Raw genomic sequence first — 20,906 nt, 5'->3', positions numbered from 1 at the left:
GGGTTGCGTCACGCGCCGCTAACAAAATCCTTTCATAAACAGGGAAAAGAGTGAACTGCTTCACGGCAATAGGATTTGTCGTGTCAAAGTCTTGACGATCTGCAAAGTTGCCGTTAACACTTGAACCCCGTTTCAGAATCATTCATTTCGCAGTAACCGGTTGGCGCACGCGCTCGGTTTTCTGTCGCTGCGCGCCGTTCGGCAATACCCCGCAGTAAATCACGCGAATAAACGCCCCCAGGGGACGTTGGGCCGGAAAGCCCAGCGGTGGCGTTGCTTTGCCCAAAACCAGTCCAATCAGGAGCCGTACCGATGAATCGGATTTATCGCAAGGTCTGGAACAAAGCATTGGGTCAGTTGGTGGTGGCCTCGGAACTGGCTTCCTCCGACAGCAGCAGCGGTGGGGTTGTCGACCAGCGCCGTGGTGCGACACAGGCCACGCCCGCACTGCTGGCGGTGGCACTGGGCCTGGTATTGGGATTGGGCATGAGTGGCTCTGCCACCGCACAGTCGGTGCAGATCGGCGGTAGCGCCACCTGCGTGGCATTCAGCGGCAAGCTGCTCGAAAAGTGCCTGATCGAAGGCTCGGCCACGGCCAAGGGCAGCAATGCGGTGGCGATTGGCAGCAACAGCAGTGCCAGTGCGGCCAACAGCGTGGCGCTGGGCGCCGGCTCCAAAGCCACGCGTGCCAACACCGTTTCCGTCGGCGATGCCGGCAAGGAACGGCAGGTCACCAATGTCGCCGCAGGCACGCAGGCGACCGACGCAGTGAACAAGGCGCAGCTGGACGCGCAGGCGCGCGCCACGCAGGCCGCGCTGGCCGACGTGGCCGCCGACGGCAACCGGTACTTCAAGGCCGACGGCGCAGGCGATGACAGCGATGCGGCGAAGATCGAGGGCGAGGGCGCACTGGCCGCCGGTGCCGGTGCGCAGTCGCTGGCCAACGCCACCACTGCCATCGGTACCCAGGCCATTGCCGCAGGCATCGGCGCCAGCGCATTCGGCCAGGGCGCGCTGGCGATCGGCGATGCCAGCGTGGTGGTCGGGCAAAGCGCAGCAGCCTTCGGCCTTGGCGATACCGCCGTCGGTGCCAGCGCGTACGCCGCCAGCGAAAACGGTGCAGCAACGGCACTGGGTGCACTGTCCGAAGCCACCGCCGATGGCGCGACCGCCGTCGGTGGCGGTGCCGTAGCGATGGGCCCCGGCAGTACCGCATTGGGCCGCGGCGCCACGGCTGCCAACGAAGCCTCGATTGCAGTAGGTGCGTTCAGCACGGCCGTCGGTGAATACAGCACCGCGCTGGGCTCCAATTCGGCCGCGGTCGCTACCGGCAGCGTGGCGTTGGGCGCCGGTTCGCTGGCTGATCGTGTCGATACCGTGTCCGTCGGTGCCGCCGGATATGGCCTGACCCGCCAGATCACCAGCGTTGCCGCCGGCACCGAAGATACCGATGCGGTCAACGTTGGCCAGTTGAAGGATGTTGCCGCGGTGGCCGATGCCACCGCCAAGCGCTTCCAGGCCACCGGCAGCAGCAACAGCGATGCCGGTGCGCTGGCTGAAGGTGACGACGCGCTGGCCGCAGGCGAGGCCGCCAATGCCATCGGCCCTGGCACCACGGCGGTCGGTGCCGGTGCCACTGCCGTTGCGCAGAACGCGACGGCGGTGGGCAACAACGCGCTGGCCTCGGGCCAGAACAGCGCAGCATTCGGCAACAACGCGCAGGCCAACGGACCGGGCAGCGTGGCCGTCGGTGGCGCTGCGGTGGATGCCAACGGCAACCCGCTGATCACCAGTGGTGGCGTGCCGGTGGTCACCGGCGCCACCAGTGCCGGTGTGGGTGGCACGGCCGTCGGCGCCAGTGCCGATGCCAGCGGTTTTGCCGCGTCGTCCTATGGCGTGGGGGCCTATGCGTCCGGCGCGCAGGCGTCGGCGTTCGGTGCGGTCTCCAATGCCATCGGTGATTACTCCACGGCATTGGGTACGCAGAGCAATGCCACGGGCACCAGCAGCGTCGCCATTGGTGGCCCGGCCGACCTGATTCCCGGCCTGGGCTTCTTCGTACAGACACAGGCCAGTGGTGAAGCCGCGACCGCGGTGGGTGCCGGCGCCATCGCCAGCGGCGACCGTGCCGTGGCCAACGGCAGCCTCAGCGAAGCCTCCGGCGCCGAAGCCACCGCGGTGGGCTACTTCGCCTATGCGCCGGGCGAGAACGCCAGCGCGCTTGGCGCGCAGACCTGGGCCAGTGGTGCGCAGAGCACCGCAGTGGGCTACTACGCTACGGCACGCGGCGCCAACAGCGTCGCGCTGGGCGCGAACTCCGAAGCGGTACGTGCCAACAGCGTGGCCGTCGGCAGTGCCGGCAACGAGCGGCAGATCACCAGCGTTGCAGCCGGCAGTGAAGCCACCGATGCGGTGAACAAGGCGCAGCTGGATGCGGTGGCCAGCACCGCCGACAGCACCGCGCGCTTCTTCCAGGCCCAGCCTGAAGCTGGCAGTGATGCCGGTGCGCTGGCGGAAGGCGAGGGTGCCATCGCGGCCGGTTCGTCGAGCAATGCGATCGGTGCCGGCGCGGTTGCACATGGCGCGGCCGCGTCGGCCATCGGCGATGACAGCGTGGCGGTGGGCCGCAACAGCACGGCCACCGGCAATGGCGGTGTCGCCATCGGTGGCCTGGGCCAGGCCTACGACGAGTTCAACCAACCCATCATCGGTGCAGATGGCAAGGCGCAGCAGGTGGGGACCACGGCCGTGGCCGATGCCACGGCGGTCGGCAGCGCTGCGCAGGCCAGCGGTGCAGCCAGCAGCGCCTTCGGCAATGCGGCCAAGGCCAGTGGTGACAACAGCTTCGCCGCCGGCGGCAAGTCGCGCGCCACCGGCGCGTATGCGGTGGCGGTGGGTGACAGTGCGTTTGCCAGCAGCGATGACAGTACCGCGGTGGGCGGCTACAGCTGGGCCACCGCCAGCGGCGCCAGCGCCTTTGGTTCCGGTGCGTGGGCGACCGCCACCAATGCCTCGGCGTTCGGCAACGCGGCGTGGGCCAGCGGCGCTGGCGCCACGTCGATCGGTTACAACAGCTGGGCCAACGGAACCAGCGCCACCGCAGTCGGCCGTGGTGCCTTCGGCTACGGCGACAACAGCGTGGCGCTGGGCTTCCAGGCACTGGGCAACAGCATCAACAGCATCGCCATCGGCACCAACACGGTGGCCGGCGGCGAAAGTGCGATCGCGCTGGGTGCGGGCAGCAATGCCAGTGCCAGCAACGCCGTCGCACTCGGCGCGGGCTCGGTCGCCAACCGCGCACGCACGGTGTCGGTGGGCAGCAGCGGCAACGAGCGTCAGGTCACCAACGTCGCCGCCGGTACCCAGGCCACCGATGCGGTGAACAAGGCACAGCTGGATGCGGTGGCAAGTACCGCAGCAACCACCAGCCGCTTCTTCCAGGCCAGCGGCAACGGCGACGATGTGGCGGGTGCGCTGGTGGAGGGCGACAACGCAGTGGCCGCAGGTGATGCAGCCAACGCCATCGGCAATGGTGCCACCGCGCTTGGCAGCGGTGCCAATGCGCTGGCCGGCAACGCGCAGGCGATCGGCTTCAACGCGCTGGCGACCGCCGCCAATGCCAGTGCCGTAGGCGCCAATGCACAGGCCACCGGCGAATACGCCACCGCGCAGGGTGCGGAAAGCGAAGCCAGCGGTGAGCAGAGTGCAGCGTTCGGCGCGGCCAGCATCGCCAGCGGCGCAGGCAGCACCGCCAGCGGTGCCTTGTCCGAAGCCTCCGGCGAAGAAGCCGTAGCCGTGGGCTACTTCAGCAACGCCAGTGGCAGTGGTGCCACCGCGGTCGGCGGCGAGAGCGTGGCCAGCGGCACGGCTGCGGCAGCGTTCGGTATCGGTGCCGAAGCCACCGGTGGTTACAGCACCGCCATCGGCGGCTACGCACAGGCCTCGGCCTTCAATGCCACCGCCTTCGGCAACTTCGCCAACGCCTCGGGTTCCAACAGCGTGGCCCTGGGCGGTGATTCGCAAGCGTCCGGCGCCTACAGCACCGCCACCGGCCAGGGCAGCCTGGCCACCGGCACCAACAGCGTCGCCGTCGGCGGCTCGCTGTTCGGCGTGCTGGCTACCGAAGCCTCGGGCAACTACTCCACGGCGGTGGGCGGTGGCGCTTGGTCGGGGGGCATCAACAGCACCGCGCTGGGCAATGCAGCGGAATCGCGCGCGGCCAACAGCGTGGCGCTCGGTGCGGATTCGATTGCGGACCGCGACAACACCGTATCGGTGGGCGGCGGCGGCAACACCCGCCAGATCACCAACGTGGCCGATGGCACGCAGGGCAACGATGCGGTCAACAAGAACCAGCTCGATGCCGTAGCCGCCGCTGCGGAGAAGACCAGCAGGCAGTTCCAGGCCAGTGGCAATGCCGATGGTGAAACCGGCGCGCTGGTGGAGGGTGACAATGCGCTGGCGGCCGGTGATGCGGCCAACGCGATCGGCAACGGTGCCACTGCGCTCGGCAGTGGTGCCAATGCGCTGGCCGCCAACGCCACCGCCGTCGGCATCGATGCGCTGGCGACCGGCACCAACGCGGCGGCACTGGGCAGCACCGCACAGGCCACCGGCGAGGACAGCCTGGCCCTGGGCAGCGGTGCCAGCGCCAGCGAAGTGGGGACAAGCGCGGCGGGCGCGCGTGCACAGGCAAGCGGTGTCTACAGCACCGCCAACGGTACCGAATCCAACGCCAGTGGCGCACAGTCCCTTGCCAGCGGCTTCCGCAGCGCGGCCTCCGCCGATGGCACCACAGCGGTGGGTGGCTATGCCGAAGCAACCGGTCGCCTTGGCACCGCACTCGGCTACGGCTCGGCTGCCAGCGGTGCCAACACCACGGCGGTGGGCTTCGGGGCCGCGGCGGCGGGCACCGGCGCGGTTGCGGTGGGTCAGTCGAGTGAAGCCAGCGGTGCGGAAAGCGTGGCGATCGGCGGCAGCACCTTCTTCGGCCTGATTCCGTCGCGCGCCAGTGGCACCGGTGCGGCAGCATTCGGTGCCGGTGCATGGGCCACCGAGGATTACGCTACCGCCATCGGCTGGAATGCCTGGTCGGCAGGCAGCAACGCCACGGCGCTCGGTGCCAATGCCACCGCCAATGGCAGCAACAGCGTTGCGCTCGGTGCCGGTTCCAAGGCTGACCGCGACAACACGGTGGCCGTTGGCAAGGCCGGCAGCGAACGCCAGGTCACCCACGTTGCAGCCGGTACCGAAGCCACCGATGCGGTGAACAAGGGCCAGCTCGACGCCGTTGCCAGTGTCGCCGACAAGACCAGCCGGCAGTTCCAGGCCAGCGGCAATGCCGATGGCGAGGCCGGTGCACTGGTCGATGGTGAAAATGCGCTGGCGGCCGGCAATGCGGCCAATGCGATCGGCAACGGCGCGACCGCGCTGGGCAGCGGCGCCAACGCCATGGCCACCAACGCCACGGCGGTTGGCTTCGATGCACTGGCCACCGGCAACAACGCTGCCGCACTGGGCAATGCTGCGCAGGCCAGTGGAGTCGACAGCGTTGCGCTGGGCAGCGGCGCCAGCGCCAGTGAAACCGGCGCCAGCGCCACTGGCGCCGGGGCCCAGGCCAAGGGCCCCTACAGCACGGCCAACGGTGCGCAGGCCACGGCTACCGGCACGCAGTCGCAGGCCAATGGTTTCCGCGCCAGTGCCTCGGCCGATGGCGCTTCGGCGCTGGGCAGCTATGCCGAAGCCAGCGGCCGCCTGGGTACTGCGGTCGGTTACGGCAGCAAGGCCACCGGTTTGAATGCCACGGCGGTGGGTGTCAGTGCCAACGCTTCGGCTGCCGGCAGTGTCGCACTGGGTGGAGGCTCGGTGGCCGATCGTGCCAATACCGTGTCCGTCGGCAATGCCGTCAACAACCGGCAGGTCACCAATGTCGCCAACGGTACCGAAATCAATGACGCAGTGAATCGCGGGCAGCTGGACGCCGTTGCGTTCACCGCCAACACCACCAACCGATATTTCCGCGCCAATGGCACGGGAACCGCGAACGCCATCGGTACCGATTCGGTAGCGATGGGCTCGGTGGCCAATGCGGCGGGCGCACGCAGCATCGCGCTGGGTGCCAATGCCACGGTGTCTGCCTCCGGCGCACTGGCCGTTGGCGCCGGTGCGGGTGCGGTCGGCGTCAACTCGGTTGCAATCGGTGCTGGAGCGCGTGCGCTGGATGCCAATGTTGTGTCGGTGGGCAGTGGCAACCCCACCGATGGCCCGGCCACCCGCCGCATCGTCAACGTGGCTGATGGCCGCATCGCTGCCGGCAGCAGTGACGCGGTGACCGGTTCCCAGCTCAATGTCACCAACCAGCGCGTGGGCGCGGTGGAAACCCGCGTGGGCGATTTTGATTCGCGCATCGCCACGGTGGAGACCACGGCGGCCAGTGCGGTCGGCTACGACGACGCCAGTCGTGACCGCCTGACCCTGTCCGGCTTCCAGGGCACCACCATCGACAATGTCGGTGCCGGCAGCATCGCCGCCGGCAGCCGCCAGGCGATCAATGGCGGCCAGCTGTTCCAGTCGCTCAGCGATGCCGCCAGCTTCCTCGGCGGCGGTGCCAGCGTCGGCATGCAGGGCGTATTCGTGGCACCGAACTATGTGATCCAGGGCGCCACCTACAGCAACGTCGGCGATGCATTGGGTGCGCTGGACCGCAAGGTCAGTGAGATTGATCGCCGTACTGCAGGTGGCACGCGTGCAGGTGCTGCCAGCCTGCGCGCAATGAGTGCCTCCCTGGATGAAAGCGCACTGGCCAGCGTTGCCGAAGCACCGGCGGCGGCCGACGCAGCACCGGCCAGCAGCGCACGCGTGCAGGGCACGCCGACCGCTGCGGCGGCGGGCGCGGGCATCCCGGTGGGCACCCCGGCATCGGGCCTCAACGCGGTTGCCATGGGCGACGGCGCAGTGGCCAGCGGCGCCTCGTCCACCGCCATCGGCCAGGGTGCCAATGCAACCGCTGCGAACGCGGTGGCGCTGGGCCAGGGCTCGGTCGCTGATCGTGCCAACACGGTCTCGGTGGGCAGCGAAGGCAACGAACGCCAGGTCACCAACGTTGCGGCCGGTACCACCGCCACCGATGCGGTCAACAAGGGCCAGCTCGATCGTGGCATGGCCACCGCCAACAGCTACACCGACAGCCGCGTGCAGGCCGTCGCCGACAGCTTCGATGTGTTCAAGGGCGAGATCGACGGGCGCCTGCGGCACATGGATCGCCGCATCGACCGCCAGGGCGCGATGAGCGCGGCGATGCTCAACATGGCCACCAGTGCTGCCGGCATCCGTACCCAGAACCGGGTCGGCGTCGGCATCGGCTTCCAGGGCGGTGAATCGGCACTGTCGCTGGGTTACCAGCGTGCGATCAGCGATCGCGCCACGGTGACGTTCGGCGGCGCCTTCAGCAGCGACGACAGCTCGGTCGGCGTCGGTGCCGGCTTCGGCTGGTAAGCCACTCCATCGCGCCGGCGGCCACCCACGCCGGCGCAGCACCTGCAACGAGGGCCTGGGGGGAGGTCACGGCAATCCCGGCTGGGCCGGCCGGGAGTCGTCAAGGAATGATGGCCGCAGTGTTGGTTCGATCCATGACCCAGAAGAGGAATTCGACGTGATCAAGAAGCAGAACCTTCGCATCAATGTGTTGGCAGCCGCCGTGCTGTCGCTGACCGGTGTTGGCCTGGCACAGGCCGCCGACCTGAAAGCAAATGCGCCGTTGTCCGGCCCGAAGACGCAGCAGGTTGATGGCATCATCGTGAAGTACCGCGCTGGCAGCGCCGCAGCTGCCGATGCGAACGCCAAGCTGGCCGTGGTCAACTCGGCCATCGCCCGCGCCGTGCCGGCAGGTACCAACGCGGCTGCGCGCAGTGCCGCGCTGCGCCCGCAGGTGGCCCGCAAGCTGGGCATCGGTGCCGATCTGATCCGCCTGCAGGGAGGGATCGCGCGCGCCGAACTGGACAAGGTGCTGGGCGAACTGAAGGCTGACCCGACCGTCGAATATGCGGTGGCCGACGCCATCATGTATCCGATCGATGCCGCGTCGTCGTCGCGTGCGGATGCCGTCGCGAAGTCCGATGCGTCGCCCAGCTTCGTGCCCAACGATCCGTACTACCAGAGCCACAACTGGCACTTCCACAACCCGGTCGGTGGCGTGAACGCACCGGCCGCATGGGACGTCTCGCAGGGCGAGGGCATCGTGGTGGCCGTGCTCGATACCGGCATCCTGCCCGAGCACCCGGATTTCGCCGCCGGCACCCTGCTGGAGGGCTACGACTTCATCAGCCAGGCCAGCCGCTCGCGTCGTGCCGCCGATGGCCGCGTGCCGGGTGCACTCGACTACGGTGACTGGATGCCCACCGCCAATGCCTGCTACGACGGTTCGCCGGTACGCGACAGCAGCTGGCACGGTACCCATGTGACCGGCACCATCGCCGAGGCCACCAACAACGGCCTGCATACCGCCGGCCTGGCCTACAAGGCCAAGGTGTTGCCGGTGCGCGTGCTCGGCTACTGCGGTGGCACCCTGTCGGACATCACCGACGCCATCACCTGGGCCTCGGGCGGTACCGTGGCCGGCATCCCTGCCAACCAGAATCCGGCCGAGATCATCAACATGAGCCTGGGCGGCTCCGGCAGCTGCGATCCGGCCTACCAGGCGGCCATCACCGGTGCCACCAACCGCGGTACCCTGGTGGTGGTGGCAGCCGGCAACGACTCGATGAATGTCGCCAACGCCCGCCCGGCCAACTGCGATGGCGTGGTCTCGGTCGGCGCGACCGGCATCACCGGCGCCATGGCCTACTACTCCAACTTCGGTACCCGCATCGATCTGTCCGGCCCGGGCGGTGGCGTCACCGACGGCAATCCGAACGGCTATGTATGGCAGGCGGTGTCCAGCAGCAAGACGTCGCCGCCGGCAGCCGGTTCCACCGAGGGTTACACCCTTGGCGGCAAGGCCGGCACGTCGATGGCGGCACCGCATGTGGCTGCCGTCGCCGCGCTGGTGCAGAGCGCGCTGATCGCCGCCAACCGCGACCCGCTCGCGCCGGCGGGCATGCGTACCCTGCTGAAGGAAACGGCACGTCCGTTCCCGGTCAGCATCCCGTCCGCCACCCCGATCGGTACCGGCATCGTCGATGCCAAGGCCGCGCTGGACAAGGCCCTGGAAGAGCCGTGCACCGAGAGCTGCGGGCCGGTGGCCAAGCCGCTGACCAACAAGGTGGCCATCGGCGGGTTGAGTGGTGCCGCCGGCAGCAGCGTGCTTTACAGCTTCGAAGCTGCGGCAGGCAAGCAGCTCAGCGTCATCACCTATGGTGGCACCGGCAACGTGTCGGTCTACCTGGCCAAGGGCCGCGAGCCGAGTGCCACCGACAACGATGCGCGCTCGACCCGTCCGGGCACCTCGGAAACGGTGCGGGTGACGGCACCGACTGCCGGCACCTACTACATCAAGGTGGTGGGCGAGGCGGCTTACAGCGGTGTGAGCATTCTCGCCACGCAGTAAGCGCGCAGTGCGGTAGTTGAATGGCCGAAGCCCGTCACCCGCATGTGACGGGCTTCGTCTTTTTACGAAAGCGGGCGGCGGGGCGACGGAAATCACGACGTAACTGCTAAAGTCGAGCCGATTGACAGGAGAGTCACGTGAACGCCCTTGCTGCAACCGCTGCCGACGACGCTGAAGGCCGCATCCTGGATGCGTTGTTGGCGCGTGGCCGCCTCAAGGAGAGCGATCTTGCACGGGCACGGCCGCTGCACGCGGAGGCCGGCGGCAGCCTGCTTGGCCTGCTGGTGCGGCTGGGGCTGGTGTCCGAACGTGACCAGGCGCAGGCCAGCGCCGAGGTGCTGGGCCTGCCGCTGCTGGATGGCAAGCAGCTGCCGGATTCACCGCCCCAGGGTCTGGCCGAGGGCCTGCCTCTGTCCCTGCGTTTCCTCAAACAGTTCCATGTATGCCCGCTGGCGCTGGATGAACAGGGTGTACGGCTGTGGCTGGCCGATGCCCACGATCCCTATCCGCAGCAGGCTGTGCAGCTGGCACTTGGCGTACCGGTGACCCCGGTGCTGGGCATGCGTGCGGAGATCGATGATCTGGTCGAGCGCTGGTTCGGCCAGGGCCGCAGCGCGATGGGCGCGATTGTTGAAACCGCAGACGGCGAGGGCGGCGCGGTCGACGATATCGAGCACCTGCGCGACCTGGCCTCGGAAGCGCCGGTGATCCGCCTGGTCAACCTGGTGATCCAGCGTGCGGTGGAACTGCGCGCTTCGGACATCCACGTCGAGCCGTTCGAAAGCCGGCTGAAGGTGCGTTACCGCGTCGACGGCGTGCTGGTGGAAGGCGAAAGCCCGCCGGCCAACCTCACCGCAGCGGTGATCAGCCGCATCAAGATCATGGCCCGCCTCAACATCGCCGAGCGCCGCCTGCCGCAGGATGGCCGCATCATGCTGCGCGTGCAGGGCAAGGAGCTGGACCTGCGCGTGAGCACGGTGCCGACCGCGCACGGCGAGAGCGTGGTGATGCGCCTGCTCGACCGCGAAACGGTGGTGTTCGATTTCCATCGTCTCGGCTTTACCGATGCGTTCCTGCCGCAGTTCCGCAAAGTGCTGGAACAACCGCACGGCATCCTGCTGGTCACAGGCCCGACCGGTTCGGGCAAGACCACCACGCTGTACACCGCGCTGAGCCAGCTCAACACCGCCGACGTCAAGATCATCACGGTGGAAGATCCGGTCGAGTACCAGATCGAGGGCATCAACCAGATCCAGGCCAAGCCGCAGATCGGCCTGGACTTCGCCAACGCACTGCGCAGCATCGTGCGCCAGGACCCGGACATCATCATGATCGGCGAAATGCGCGACCTTGAAACCGCGCGCATCGCGATCCAGTCGGCGCTGACCGGCCACCTGGTGCTGTCCACCCTGCACACCAACAATGCGGCCGGCGGCATCACCCGCCTGCTCGACATGGGCGTGGAGGACTATCTACTCACGTCCACCATCAACGGCATCCTGGCCCAGCGCCTGGTGCGTCGGCTGGAGCCGACCCACGCCGAGCGCTATGAAGCCTCGCCGGAGGAGATCGAGCGTTTCGAGCTGCGCCGCCTGCAGCCGGAAGGGCCGATCCATCTATACCGCCCGAAGCCTTCGGCACTGGCGCCGACTGGTTACCTGGGCCGCACCACCATCATGGAATTCCTGGTGATGAACGACGCGCTGCGGCGTGCGGTGATGCGCCGCGATGGCATGGGCGAGATCGAACGCATCGCCCGTGAAGCCGGCATGCGCACCATGTACGAGGATGGCCTGGCCAAAGCACTCAGCGGCCAGACCACCATCGAGGAAGTGCTGCGCGTGACCGAGGAAAGCTGATGCGCGCAGGACGCCGGGGCTGACATGCCGAACTACCGCTACAAAGCGCTCAATTCGCACGGCGAGATATTCGACGGGCAGATGGAAGCCGCCAGCGAGGCCGAACTGGTCGCGCGCCTGCAGGATCAGGGCCATCTGCCGATGGAGACCCAGCTGGCCGATGGCGGCGTGGTCGGCGGCAGCAGCTGGCGCACGCTGCTGCGCCAGCGCCCGTTGCAGGGCGCGGCGCTGCTGCAGTTCACCCAGCAGCTGGCGACCCTGCTTGGTGCCGGCCAGCCGCTGGACCGTGCACTGTCGATCCTGCTCGGGCTTCCGGAAGACGAACGCTCGCGGCGTGCGATCACCGACATCCGCGACGTGGTGCGCGGCGGTGCGCCGCTGTCGACCGCGCTGGAGCGCCAGCACGGCCTGTTCTCGCGCCTGTACGTGAACATGGTGCGTGCCGGCGAGGCGGGTGGCAGCCTGCACGAGACCCTGCAGCGGCTGGCAGACTACCTCGAACGCAGCCGCGCGCTGCAGGGCAAGGTGATCAACGCACTGGTCTATCCGGCCATCCTGCTGGTGGTGGTGGGCGGTGCGCTGCTGTTCCTGCTCGGTTACGTGGTGCCACAGTTCGCGCAGATGTACGAAAGCCTGGACGTGGCGCTGCCGTGGTTCACCAATGCAGTACTGCAGCTGGGCCTGTTCGTGCGCGACTGGTGGGTGCTGCTGCTGGTGGTGCCCGCACTGCTGGCATTGTTCTTCGAACGCAAGGTACGGCAACCGGCGTTCCGGCTGGCGCTGGATGGATGGCTGCTGCAGCGTCGCGGCATCGGCCGCCTGCTGGCCGAACTGGAAACCGCGCGGCTGGCGCGCACGCTGGGCACCCTGCTGCGCAATGGCGTGCCGCTGCTCGGGGCGCTGGGCATCGCACGCAACGTGCTGGGCAACCGCGCGCTGGCCGCTGATGTGGAAGCGGCCGCCGACGAAGTGAAGAACGGTGCCGGCCTGTCGCTGGCACTGTCGCGCGGCAAGCGTTTCCCACGCCTGGCCCTGCAGATGATCCAGGTCGGCGAGGAATCCGGTGCCCTCGATACCATGCTGCTGAAAGCTGCCGACACGTTTGAACAGGACAGCGCCCGTCGCATCGACCGCCTGTTGGCCGCGATGGTGCCGGCGATCACCCTGGTGCTGGCCTCGGTGGTCGGTGCGGTGATCGTCGCCGTGCTGGTGCCGTTGTACGACCTGACCAATGCCATCGGCTGACGATGGCTCCCTACGCAACCCCGACACTCCGCAACTGAAAGGACCGACCATGATTGCTTCCCGTCGACCGATCCGCCTTTCCTTCACTGCCGCGCGCAACCAGTCGGGCATGAGCCTGCTGGAGATCATCATCGTCATCGTGCTGATCGGCGCGGTGCTGACCCTGGTCGCCAGCCGCGTGCTGGGCGGTGCCGACCGTGGCAAGGCGAACATCGCCAAGGCCCAGGTGCAGACCGTTGCCTCCAAGGTCGACAACTACCAGATCGATACCGGCAAGCTGCCTGGCTCGCTCAACGATCTGGTGACCGCACCGGCAGGTGTCGGCGGCTGGCTGGGCCCGTACGCCAAGCCGGCCGACCTGAATGACCCGTGGGGCCACGCGCTGGAGTACCGCGCGCCGGGCGAAGGCCAGCCGTATGAACTGATCAGCCTGGGCAAGGACGGCAAGGCCGGCGGCAGCAGCGTCGACGCTGACATCCGCTACCAGCCGTAACCGGGCATGACGCATTTCCTGCCGCGCCGGCTGCCTCGCCCGCGCCTGCACGGCAGGCGCGCAGCGGGCCTGTCGCTGCTGGAAATGCTGCTGGTGATCGCGCTGATCGCCGCGATCGGCCTGATCACCGCCGCGGGTCTGTCGCGCGGCTTTGCCGGCATGCAGCTGCGCAGCGCCGGCAAGGACATCGCCAACCAGCTGCGCATGGTGCGCGCCCAGGCCATCGCGCGCGGTGAGCCGCAGCGCTTCGTGATCGAACCGGCGCGTCGCCGTTGGCAGGGGGCCAACCAGCGGCAGGGCGATGTGCCGACGCAGCTGCAGGTGCAGTTCGAAGGTGCCGCGCAGCTGGCCACCGCGCCGGGGCAGGGCGTGATCGAGTTCCATCCCGATGGTGGCTCCAGTGGTGGCCGCATCCGCCTGCAACGTGAGGGCGCCGAATGGCGCATCGATGTCGGCTGGCTGACCGGCGAGGTCCGCTCCGGCCCGTGGCAGGCGCCATGAAGCGGCAGGCGCGTGGTTTTACGTTGCTGGAAGTGATCATCGCCTTCGCCTTGCTGGGCCTGGCGCTGACGCTGCTTCTGGGCAGCCTGTCAGGTGGCGCGAAACAGGTCCGAGAGGCCGAGCTGCGCACGCGTGCGGTGCTGCATGCGCAATCGCTGCTGGCCGAAGCCGGTGTCGCCGCGCCATTGCAGGTGGGCAGCCAGCAGGGCGACTGGGAACAGGGCCGATACCATTGGGAGCTGCAGGTACAGCCATGGGTCGAGCCGCGTGCCGCCAACGCGGTACAGGCACAGGCGCAATCGCCGGGGGCTCCCTGGCTGGCCGAGCTGCAGCTTCAGGTGCGCTGGGGCGAAGGCGAACGCGAACAACTGCGCTGGCGCAGCCTGCGCCTGCTGCCGCCGGACCTGGAGAGCGCGCGATGAAACGACGCGCCGCAGGCTTTACCTTGGTGGAAGTGATGTTGGCCACGGTGCTGTTGGCCGGTGGCCTGGCATTGGCCTTTGCCAGCGTGCGCTCGGCGATGGCGGTGAGCCAGCGTGGCGAGCAGATTGCCGCCGAGAGCGAACGCATGCGTGCGGTCGAGGCTCTGCTGCGGCGGCAGCTGGCCGGTGCGCTGCGCACGCCGCTGGAAGTGCCCGATCCCACCCGCGAACCGATCTTCTTCCAGGGCGAAGAGCAACGCATGCTGTTCGCGGCCGATCTACCGGGCTATCTGGGCCGTGGCGGTGCCTACCTGCACGCACTGCAGGTGGATGGCCGCAGCGGCCAGCAACGCCTCCTGCTCGACCTGGTGCTGCTGCAGGAGGGCGAGCGTATCGCCGAAACTCCGCCGCGCCCACCGGAGGTGCTGGTGGAGAACCTCAAGTCGGTGCAACTGCGCTATCGCGGCATCGATGCCAGCACCGGGCAGGTGACTGATTGGATGCCGCGCTGGGATGATACCCGGCGCTTGCCGATGCTGGTGGAGATCCAGATCGTGCCCGCCAAGGGCGCTCCCTGGCCTGCACTGGTGGTCGCTCCGCGCGCGGGCGGCAGTGGAGGAGCGCGATGAGCCGGGCGCACGGCGCGGCGCTGGTACTGGTCCTGTGGCTGATCGCCCTGATGACGGCGCTGGTGGGCGCGTTCGCGTTGAGCGCGCGGGTCGAGCACCTGCAGCAGCGGGTGCTGGATGATGATGCGCGTGGCCAGGAGCGTGCACGGGCGGGACTTGAGTACGCGCTGACGCGCCTGTCCGCCGATCCGCAGCGGGCGCCCTGGCGCGCCGATGGCCGTGTCTATCGTTGGCAGTTCGATGACGCCAGCATCGAGATCAAGGTGCTGGACGAGAACGGCAAGATCAACCTGAACCTGGCCGACGTGGCCCTGCTGAGCGCCTTCCTCAAGGCGCTGGGTGAAGACGAAGCGCAGGCCCGCCAGCTGGCCGGCGCGATCGTCGACTGGCGCGACGAGGACAGCCTGCTGCAGCCCGGCGGCGGTGCCGAAGCGCCCGACTATGCCGCCGCAGGCCTGCCCTATGGCCCCCGCAACAAGCGTTTCGAGACGCTGGGCGAGCTGCAGCGGGTACTCGGCATGCGCGGCCCGCTGTACCAGGCCATGCTGCCGCACCTGACCCTGTACAGCCGCCAGGCGCGCCCGGATCCCCAGTTTGCCAGCGCGCCGGTGCTGACCGCACTGGGCCTGGATGCGGATACCGTGCTGGCGCAGCGCGCACAGCAGGAGCGTGACGCAGATACCGCTGGCGGTGCGACAACGCTTGCCAGCAGCAGCGGCACCTATAGTATCGAGTCTCGTGCAACCGACGGCAGTGGACGCCGGTCGGTGTTGCAGGCAGTGGTACGCAATGGCTCGGGCGGGGTTCCCGGGCGGTCCTACACAGTGCTTCGCTGGGAGCAGGGAATGACAGCAAGATGACGGCATGGCAGGACAGTGTGCGGCAGGTACAGGGCCGGATCGGCCCTGGCGCCGGCCGTTTCCTGCGCTGGTGGCGGCAATCGCTGCTGGCTTGGGTGCCGGCACGTTGGCAGTGGGCACTGGGCTGGGCACAGGCGCGCCTGCTGCTGCAGCGCGAAGGCGACCACCTTCAGGTCTGGCGTGAGGCGGGGGAGCGCCGCGAACCGGTCGTACGGCTGCCGTGGCCGCTGTCCCCGGCCGAACTGGATCGCGTGCTGGAAGCCCGCCTGCGCAGCTTGCCGCGGGTGTGGCTGCTGCCGGCAAGCGATGTGCTGCGCCGGCAGCTGCGCCTGCCGGCGGCGGCGGCTGACCGTCTGCGTGCGGTGGTCGGTTTCGAGATCGACCGGCAGACGCCTTTTGAATCCAGCCAGGTCAGCTATGACGTGCGTGAACGTGGCGCGGCGGGCGAGGGCCAGCTGCAGGTCGAACTGGTGGCCTGGCCGCTGCGGCAGCTCGAGGCTTGGCGCAGCAACGTGGGCCAATGGGCCGATGCACTGTCCGGCGTCGATGCCATTGATGCGCAGGGCAACATCCTGCAGGTGAACCTGCTGCCGCCCGCGCAGCGTCAGCTGCAGGCCGACCCGATGCGGCGCTGGAACCTTCTGCTGGCCGTGGCCGCGGTGGTGATGCTGGTGCTGTCTGGCCTGCAGGTGCTGGACAATCGCCGCGCGGCAGCCGACGAACTGCGTGCCCAGGTGGAGCGCAGCGCGCGCAGTGCGCGTGGCGTGGCCAGCGAACGTGCCCAGCTGCAGGCGCTGATCGACGGTGCCGCATTCCTGGAAAAGCAGCGCAGCCAGCGCGCCGGAACGGTGGAAATCTGGAATGAACTGACCCGGCGCCTGCCGGAGGGCACCTACCTGGAAAAGCTGGCCATCGAGAACAACAACCTGCAGCTGATCGGCCTGAGCCGCGAGGCCTCGCAGCTGGTGCAGCTGCTGCAGGATGCGCCGCAGTGGCGCAAGGTCAATCTGACCGGCGTACTGCAGGCCGATGGCGCCGCCAGTGGCCGTGACCGCTTCACCATGACCGCCGAACTGCAGCCCTTGCCGGCTGCGGCCCCGACCCGGGAGGCGGCCGATGCCGATGCCAAGCGCACGCCGTGACCGCTGGCTGGCACTGGCGCTGCTGCTGGCAGTGCTGGGCCTGGCCTACCTGCTGCTGGTGCACCCCTGGTTCACCCAGCCGCTGCGCGAAATCGATGCCGACGTGGCCGCCCTGCGCGAGCGCGAACAGCGCGTGCAGGCGCAGCTGCAGCAGCAGCCGCAGATCGAACAACGCCTGCGCGCCACCCGCGAGGCACTGCAGCAGCGGCCGGGCTTCCTGCGTGAAGCCACCGCCGAAGCTGCAGCCGCTGCGCTCGGCGCGAAGCTGCAGGATGCGGTGGCGATGGCCAGCCCGGGCAACCGCAGTTGCACCATCAGCAACCGCACGCCACTGACCGACAACCGTCGTGACGCCGAGTTCGTGCGCGTTGCCATGCAGGTGCGCCTGCGTTGCGGTGTGGCCGAACTGGCCACGGTGCTGCACAGCCTGGAAACCGGCAGCCCGCGCCTGTTCGTCGACAACCTCAACCTGATCGCGCAGCGCTTCCAGCAGTCGCCGAATGAATCCGGGCTGGGCCTGGACGTGTCGTTCGAACTGGCCGGCTACCTGCTGCCCGGTGCCGCTGCCGATGGCGCTGCGCCGGCACCTGCAGCCGAGCCGGGCGCGGCGCCGCAACCGCCTTCGGCTGCACCGGCACCCTCACCGGCGGTGCCGGAAGAGGGGCAGGAGGTGGCTGATGAAGCTTGAGCAGATCAGCCTGCGCACCGGTTTCCTGCTGGCACTGGCCGGCTGGGCGGCAGCGGTCTGGCTGGCCACCGGCTTCGGCCTGGGCAGCCAGCTGCCAGGTGCGGATGGCGATGCCGATGTGGTGCCTTCGTTGCCGGTGCTGCCGCCGTTGGCCGCAGAACGCATGGCCAGCGCCGACAGCTACAGTGCCATCGGCGAGCGACCGCTGTTCGCCGAGGACCGCAGGCCGAAGCCCTACCTGCTCGGTGGCAGCGAGCCTGCCGCCAGCGCCGCGCTGCGCCTGACCGGCGTGCTGCTGACCGGCGACTTCGGCATGGCCACCTTCACCACCGAACAGAACCGTTCGTTGCGCCTGCGCCTCAACGGTGAAGCCGTCGACGGCTGGCAGCTGGTGGCACTGCAGCCGCGCCAGGCCACCGTGATCGGCCCCGGTGGCAATCAGGTGCTGGAACTGGCGGTCTTCAACGGCCAGGGCGGTGAGCCGCCGACCGTGCTGCGCGGCGCCAACGGTGCGCCGCCGGCAGGTGCGATCGTTGTGCCGCCCCCGGCAGGTGCTCCGCCGACACCGCCGCCGGCTGCGGCAACCCCATCGCCGTCGCCTGCTGCCAGTACGCACGCGCCCTCGGCTGCGTCGGCCGCCACACCGCCTGCCACCAACAACGGCCCCAGCGAAGCGCAGATGCAGGCCATCCGCGAACGCATCCAGGCCCGTCGCCGCCAACTGCAGCAACAACAACAGCAGCAACAACCGTCGCCGCCCCCGGGCGATGGCACCAACCGATAGAGTGAATGCATGAGCCTGCGTTTCCTTCCCTGGTCCTTTGCCCTCGCGCTGCTGGTCGGCTGCAGCACCGTGTCCGCGCCGCATGTGCAGCGCAAGGGCAATCTGTCGCCCACCGCCGAGGCCGGCCAGGCGGCCGATGTCGCCGCGGATGCTGCCCGTGATGCCCAGGGCGCTCCGCAGGCAGTGATCCGCCGTGGCACCGGCACCATGATCAACCGCGAAGCAGCACGCGCACCGGCACCGGCACTGCATGGTGCCAGCACCGGTGAAGCAACCTTCAATTTCGAAGGCGAATCGGTGCATGCGGTGGTCAAGGCCATCCTCGGTGACATGCTGGGCCAGAACTACGTGATCGCACCGGGGGTGCAGGGCACGGTCACCCTGGCCACGCCCAAGCCGGTGTCGCCGGCGCAGGCGTTGAACCTGCTGGAGATGGTGCTGGGCTGGAACAACGCACGCATGGTCTACAGCGGTGGCCGCTACAACATCGTCGCCGCCGACCAGGCGCTGGCCGGTACGGTCGCGCCGAGCACGGCGCCCGCTGCCAGTGCGCGAGGCTTCGAGGTACGGGTCATCCCGCTGCAGTTCATCTCCGCCACCGAAATGAAGAAGGTACTGGAGCCGTATGCGCGGCCCAATGCCATCGTCAACGTCGACAGCGGCCGCAATGTGATCACCCTGGGTGGTACCCGCGCCGAGCTGGAAAACTACATGCGCACCGTCGAGATCTTCGACGTCGACTGGCTGTCGGGCATGTCGGTGGGCGTGTTCCCGATCCAGTCGGGCAAGGCCGAACAGGTGGCTGCCGACCTGGAGAAAGTGTTCGGCGAGGAGAGCAAGACGCCCAGCGCCGGCATGTTCCGCTTCCTGCCCCTGGAAAACGCCAACGCGGTGCTGGTGATCACCCCGCAGGTGCGCTACCTGGACCAGATCCAGCAGTGGCTGGACCGCATTGATACGGCCGGTGGCAGTGCCCGCCTGTTCTCCTACGAGCTGCGCTACATCAAGGCGCGTGACCTGGCCGAACGGCTCAGTGAAGCCTTCGCCAGCAGCGGCAACCGTGGCGGTTCCAGCCCGGCCTCGCTGGCCCCGGGTGCGATGCCGTCGCAGCTGGGCAGCGACGGCGACCGTGGCATGGACAGCAACAACAACAGCAGTTTCGGCTCGACCCCGGGCAGCGGTTCCAGTGGTGCCGGCAACGGCAGCATGAACCTGCCGCAGCGCCAGTCCGGCAACGTCAGCGTCAGCCTGGAAGTGGAGGGCGATCGCGTGGGCGTGTCGGCGGTGGAGGAAACCAATACCCTGCTGGTGCGCTCGACCCCGCAGGCCTGGCGCTCGATCCGCGAGGTGATCGAGAAGCTGGACGTGATGCCGCTGCAGGTGCACATCGAAGCGCAGGTGGCCGAAGTCTCGCTGGACGGTGACCTGAAGTACGGCGTGAACTGGTTCTTCGACAATGCCGTGGCCGGGCGTGCACTGACGGGAGCCTTGGGCGGCGTGACCCTGCCGGCAGCAGCGGGTGGCTCCTGGAGCAGCTTCGCCGGTGCCGCGACCGGTGGCGAAGGCCTGGGCTGGGCGTTTACCGGTCACAATGGTGCGGCGGTGGTGAGCGCGCTGGACAAGGTTACCGATGTACGCCTGCTGCAGACCCCCTCGGTGTTCGTGCGCAACAACGCCGAGGCCACGCTCAACGTGGGCGACAAGGTGCCGATCAACACGACTACGGTGAACACCGGCATCGGCACCAGCAGCTACAGCTCGGTGCAGTACATCGACACCGGCGTGATCCTGAAGGTGCGCCCGCGCGTGACCCGCGATGGCACGGTGTTCCTCGACATCGTGCAGGAAGTGAGCAGCGCCTCGAACGTACCGGAGAACTGCAACCCGCAGGAGCGCAACTGCAACCCGCGGATTTCCACCAAGAAGCTGTCGACCGAAGCGGCGGTGCAGAGCGGCGACACCATCATGCTGGCCGGCCTGATCACCGATACGGCCACCGATGGCAGCAGCGGCATTCCCGGCCTGAGCCGGATTCCGGTGGTGGGCGCGCTGTTCGGGCAGAAGAGCCGCACCAGCCGCCGTTCGGAGGTGATCGTGCTGCTGACCCCGAGCATCGTGCGCAACGGGCAGGAAGCGCGGAATCTGACCGACGAGTACAGCCAGCGCTTCCGCGCGATGGAACCGCTGAACCAGCCGCGCGCAAAGAAGTAAGGGGTTTACGGCCGGGCTGCGCCCGGCACCCGCAGAGGCCAGAGCCGGAGCAAGAGCCAGAGCAACGGCAACAGCGGGTTTACTGAGGGGTGGCGGGGCACTGTGGGTTTGCGGGGACGCCGTAAATACGTCCATGTAGGCTTGGTCGCCGCATCCATGCGGCTCACACCCCGCAAACCCACAGTGCCCCGCCTTCGACAGTTTCCTGCTGCTGTTGGCAGGTGTCGACCTTGGTCGACACGATCCACGCCATGCGTGGATGACTCTCCATCGAAATCGAATATTTCGATATCTGTGAGATCTGAGCCGAGCATGGCTCGGCTCTACAGAAGTTAAGGCCGAGAGGTCGCGGAAAACTGTCGAAGGCGGGGTGGGTCCGGTTGTGGGGGCGTGAGCCGCATGGGCCCGAGGCATGCCTCGGGCGGGTTGGGCAGGACGCCCAACCCCGGTCTTGCCGTGTGCGCAGGACAGCGCACACGAGCAAGCGGCGACCGAGCTTACATGGGTGAGGGCGCTTTGCTTGCGAAG

At 68.4% G+C, this 20,906-nt stretch carries 13 protein-coding genes; all 13 read left to right on the top strand.

The genetic code is table 11. The features are described 5' to 3' along the window. Window positions 1-312 precede the first annotated feature (312 nt). The 13 genes from AC5P6X_RS14350 (at window position 313) to gspD (ending at window position 20,378) form a co-directional block, all read left to right on the top strand. Window positions 313-7,494, top strand: a complete 7,182-nt coding sequence (locus AC5P6X_RS14350) for an ESPR-type extended signal peptide-containing protein (protein ID WP_049451365.1) — start codon at window positions 313-315, stop codon at window positions 7,492-7,494. Between the two features lie 157 nt (window positions 7,495-7,651). Continuing rightward, the gene (locus AC5P6X_RS14345; RefSeq protein ID WP_049451366.1) at window positions 7,652-9,544 is read left to right on the top strand and encodes a S8 family serine peptidase; all 1,893 of its coding nucleotides are present in this window, start codon (window positions 7,652-7,654) and stop codon (window positions 9,542-9,544) included. Window positions 9,545-9,681: 137 nt separating this feature from the next. After that, on the top strand, window positions 9,682-11,403 hold the full coding sequence (gene gspE / locus AC5P6X_RS14340) for a type II secretion system ATPase GspE (RefSeq protein WP_005408024.1): 1,722 nt from the start codon (window positions 9,682-9,684) through the stop codon (window positions 11,401-11,403). 24 nt (window positions 11,404-11,427) lie between these two features. Continuing rightward, window positions 11,428-12,648, top strand: coding sequence for a type II secretion system protein XpsF (gene xpsF / locus AC5P6X_RS14335; protein ID WP_049451368.1), 1,221 nt, complete (start codon window positions 11,428-11,430; stop codon window positions 12,646-12,648). A gap of 49 nt (window positions 12,649-12,697) precedes the next feature. Beyond that, window positions 12,698-13,141: a type II secretion system major pseudopilin GspG gene (gene gspG / locus AC5P6X_RS14330; RefSeq protein WP_004142831.1), complete on the top strand. Its 444-nt coding sequence runs from the start codon at window positions 12,698-12,700 to the stop codon at window positions 13,139-13,141. Window positions 13,142-13,147: 6 nt separating this feature from the next. Beyond that, window positions 13,148-13,642, top strand: coding sequence for a type II secretion system protein XpsH (gene xpsH / locus AC5P6X_RS14325; protein ID WP_005412202.1), 495 nt, complete (start codon window positions 13,148-13,150; stop codon window positions 13,640-13,642). Beyond that, window positions 13,639-14,064 carry a type II secretion system protein XpsI gene (gene xpsI / locus AC5P6X_RS14320; RefSeq protein WP_005408027.1) on the top strand — a complete coding sequence of 142 codons (426 nt, stop codon included), beginning with the start codon at window positions 13,639-13,641 and terminating at the stop codon, window positions 14,062-14,064. The genes xpsH and xpsI overlap by 4 nt, the downstream gene beginning before the upstream one ends. Then, window positions 14,061-14,693: a type II secretion system protein J gene (locus AC5P6X_RS14315; RefSeq protein ID WP_012479114.1), complete on the top strand. Its 633-nt coding sequence runs from the start codon at window positions 14,061-14,063 to the stop codon at window positions 14,691-14,693. The genes xpsI and AC5P6X_RS14315 overlap by 4 nt, the downstream gene beginning before the upstream one ends. After that, window positions 14,690-15,553: a type II secretion system minor pseudopilin gene (locus AC5P6X_RS14310; protein ID WP_005408029.1), complete on the top strand. Its 864-nt coding sequence runs from the start codon at window positions 14,690-14,692 to the stop codon at window positions 15,551-15,553. The genes AC5P6X_RS14315 and AC5P6X_RS14310 overlap by 4 nt, the downstream gene beginning before the upstream one ends. After that, window positions 15,550-16,695, top strand: a complete 1,146-nt coding sequence (locus AC5P6X_RS14305; RefSeq protein WP_099605810.1) for a PilN domain-containing protein — start codon at window positions 15,550-15,552, stop codon at window positions 16,693-16,695. Before AC5P6X_RS14310 ends, AC5P6X_RS14305 begins: the two co-directional genes overlap by 4 nt. After that, window positions 16,670-17,383: a type II secretion system protein GspM gene (gspM, locus tag AC5P6X_RS14300; protein ID WP_010482015.1), complete on the top strand. Its 714-nt coding sequence runs from the start codon at window positions 16,670-16,672 to the stop codon at window positions 17,381-17,383. Before AC5P6X_RS14305 ends, gspM begins: the two co-directional genes overlap by 26 nt. Beyond that, entirely contained in the window at window positions 17,373-18,167 is a 795-nt protein-coding gene (locus tag AC5P6X_RS14295; protein WP_099605811.1) for a type II secretion system protein, XpsN-like, read from the top strand. The genes gspM and AC5P6X_RS14295 overlap by 11 nt, the downstream gene beginning before the upstream one ends. A 9-nt stretch (window positions 18,168-18,176) precedes the next feature. Next, a complete protein-coding gene (gene gspD, locus AC5P6X_RS14290; protein WP_099605812.1) occupies window positions 18,177-20,378 on the top strand; it encodes a type II secretion system secretin GspD in 2,202 nt (733 codons plus the stop codon). Window positions 20,379-20,906: the final 528 nt, after the last annotated feature.

Source organism: Stenotrophomonas sp. YJH_SMC_40, from assembly GCF_059368615.1.
Note: the sequence above shows the minus strand (reverse complement) of the source record. Positions and strands in the feature narration are given on the sequence as shown.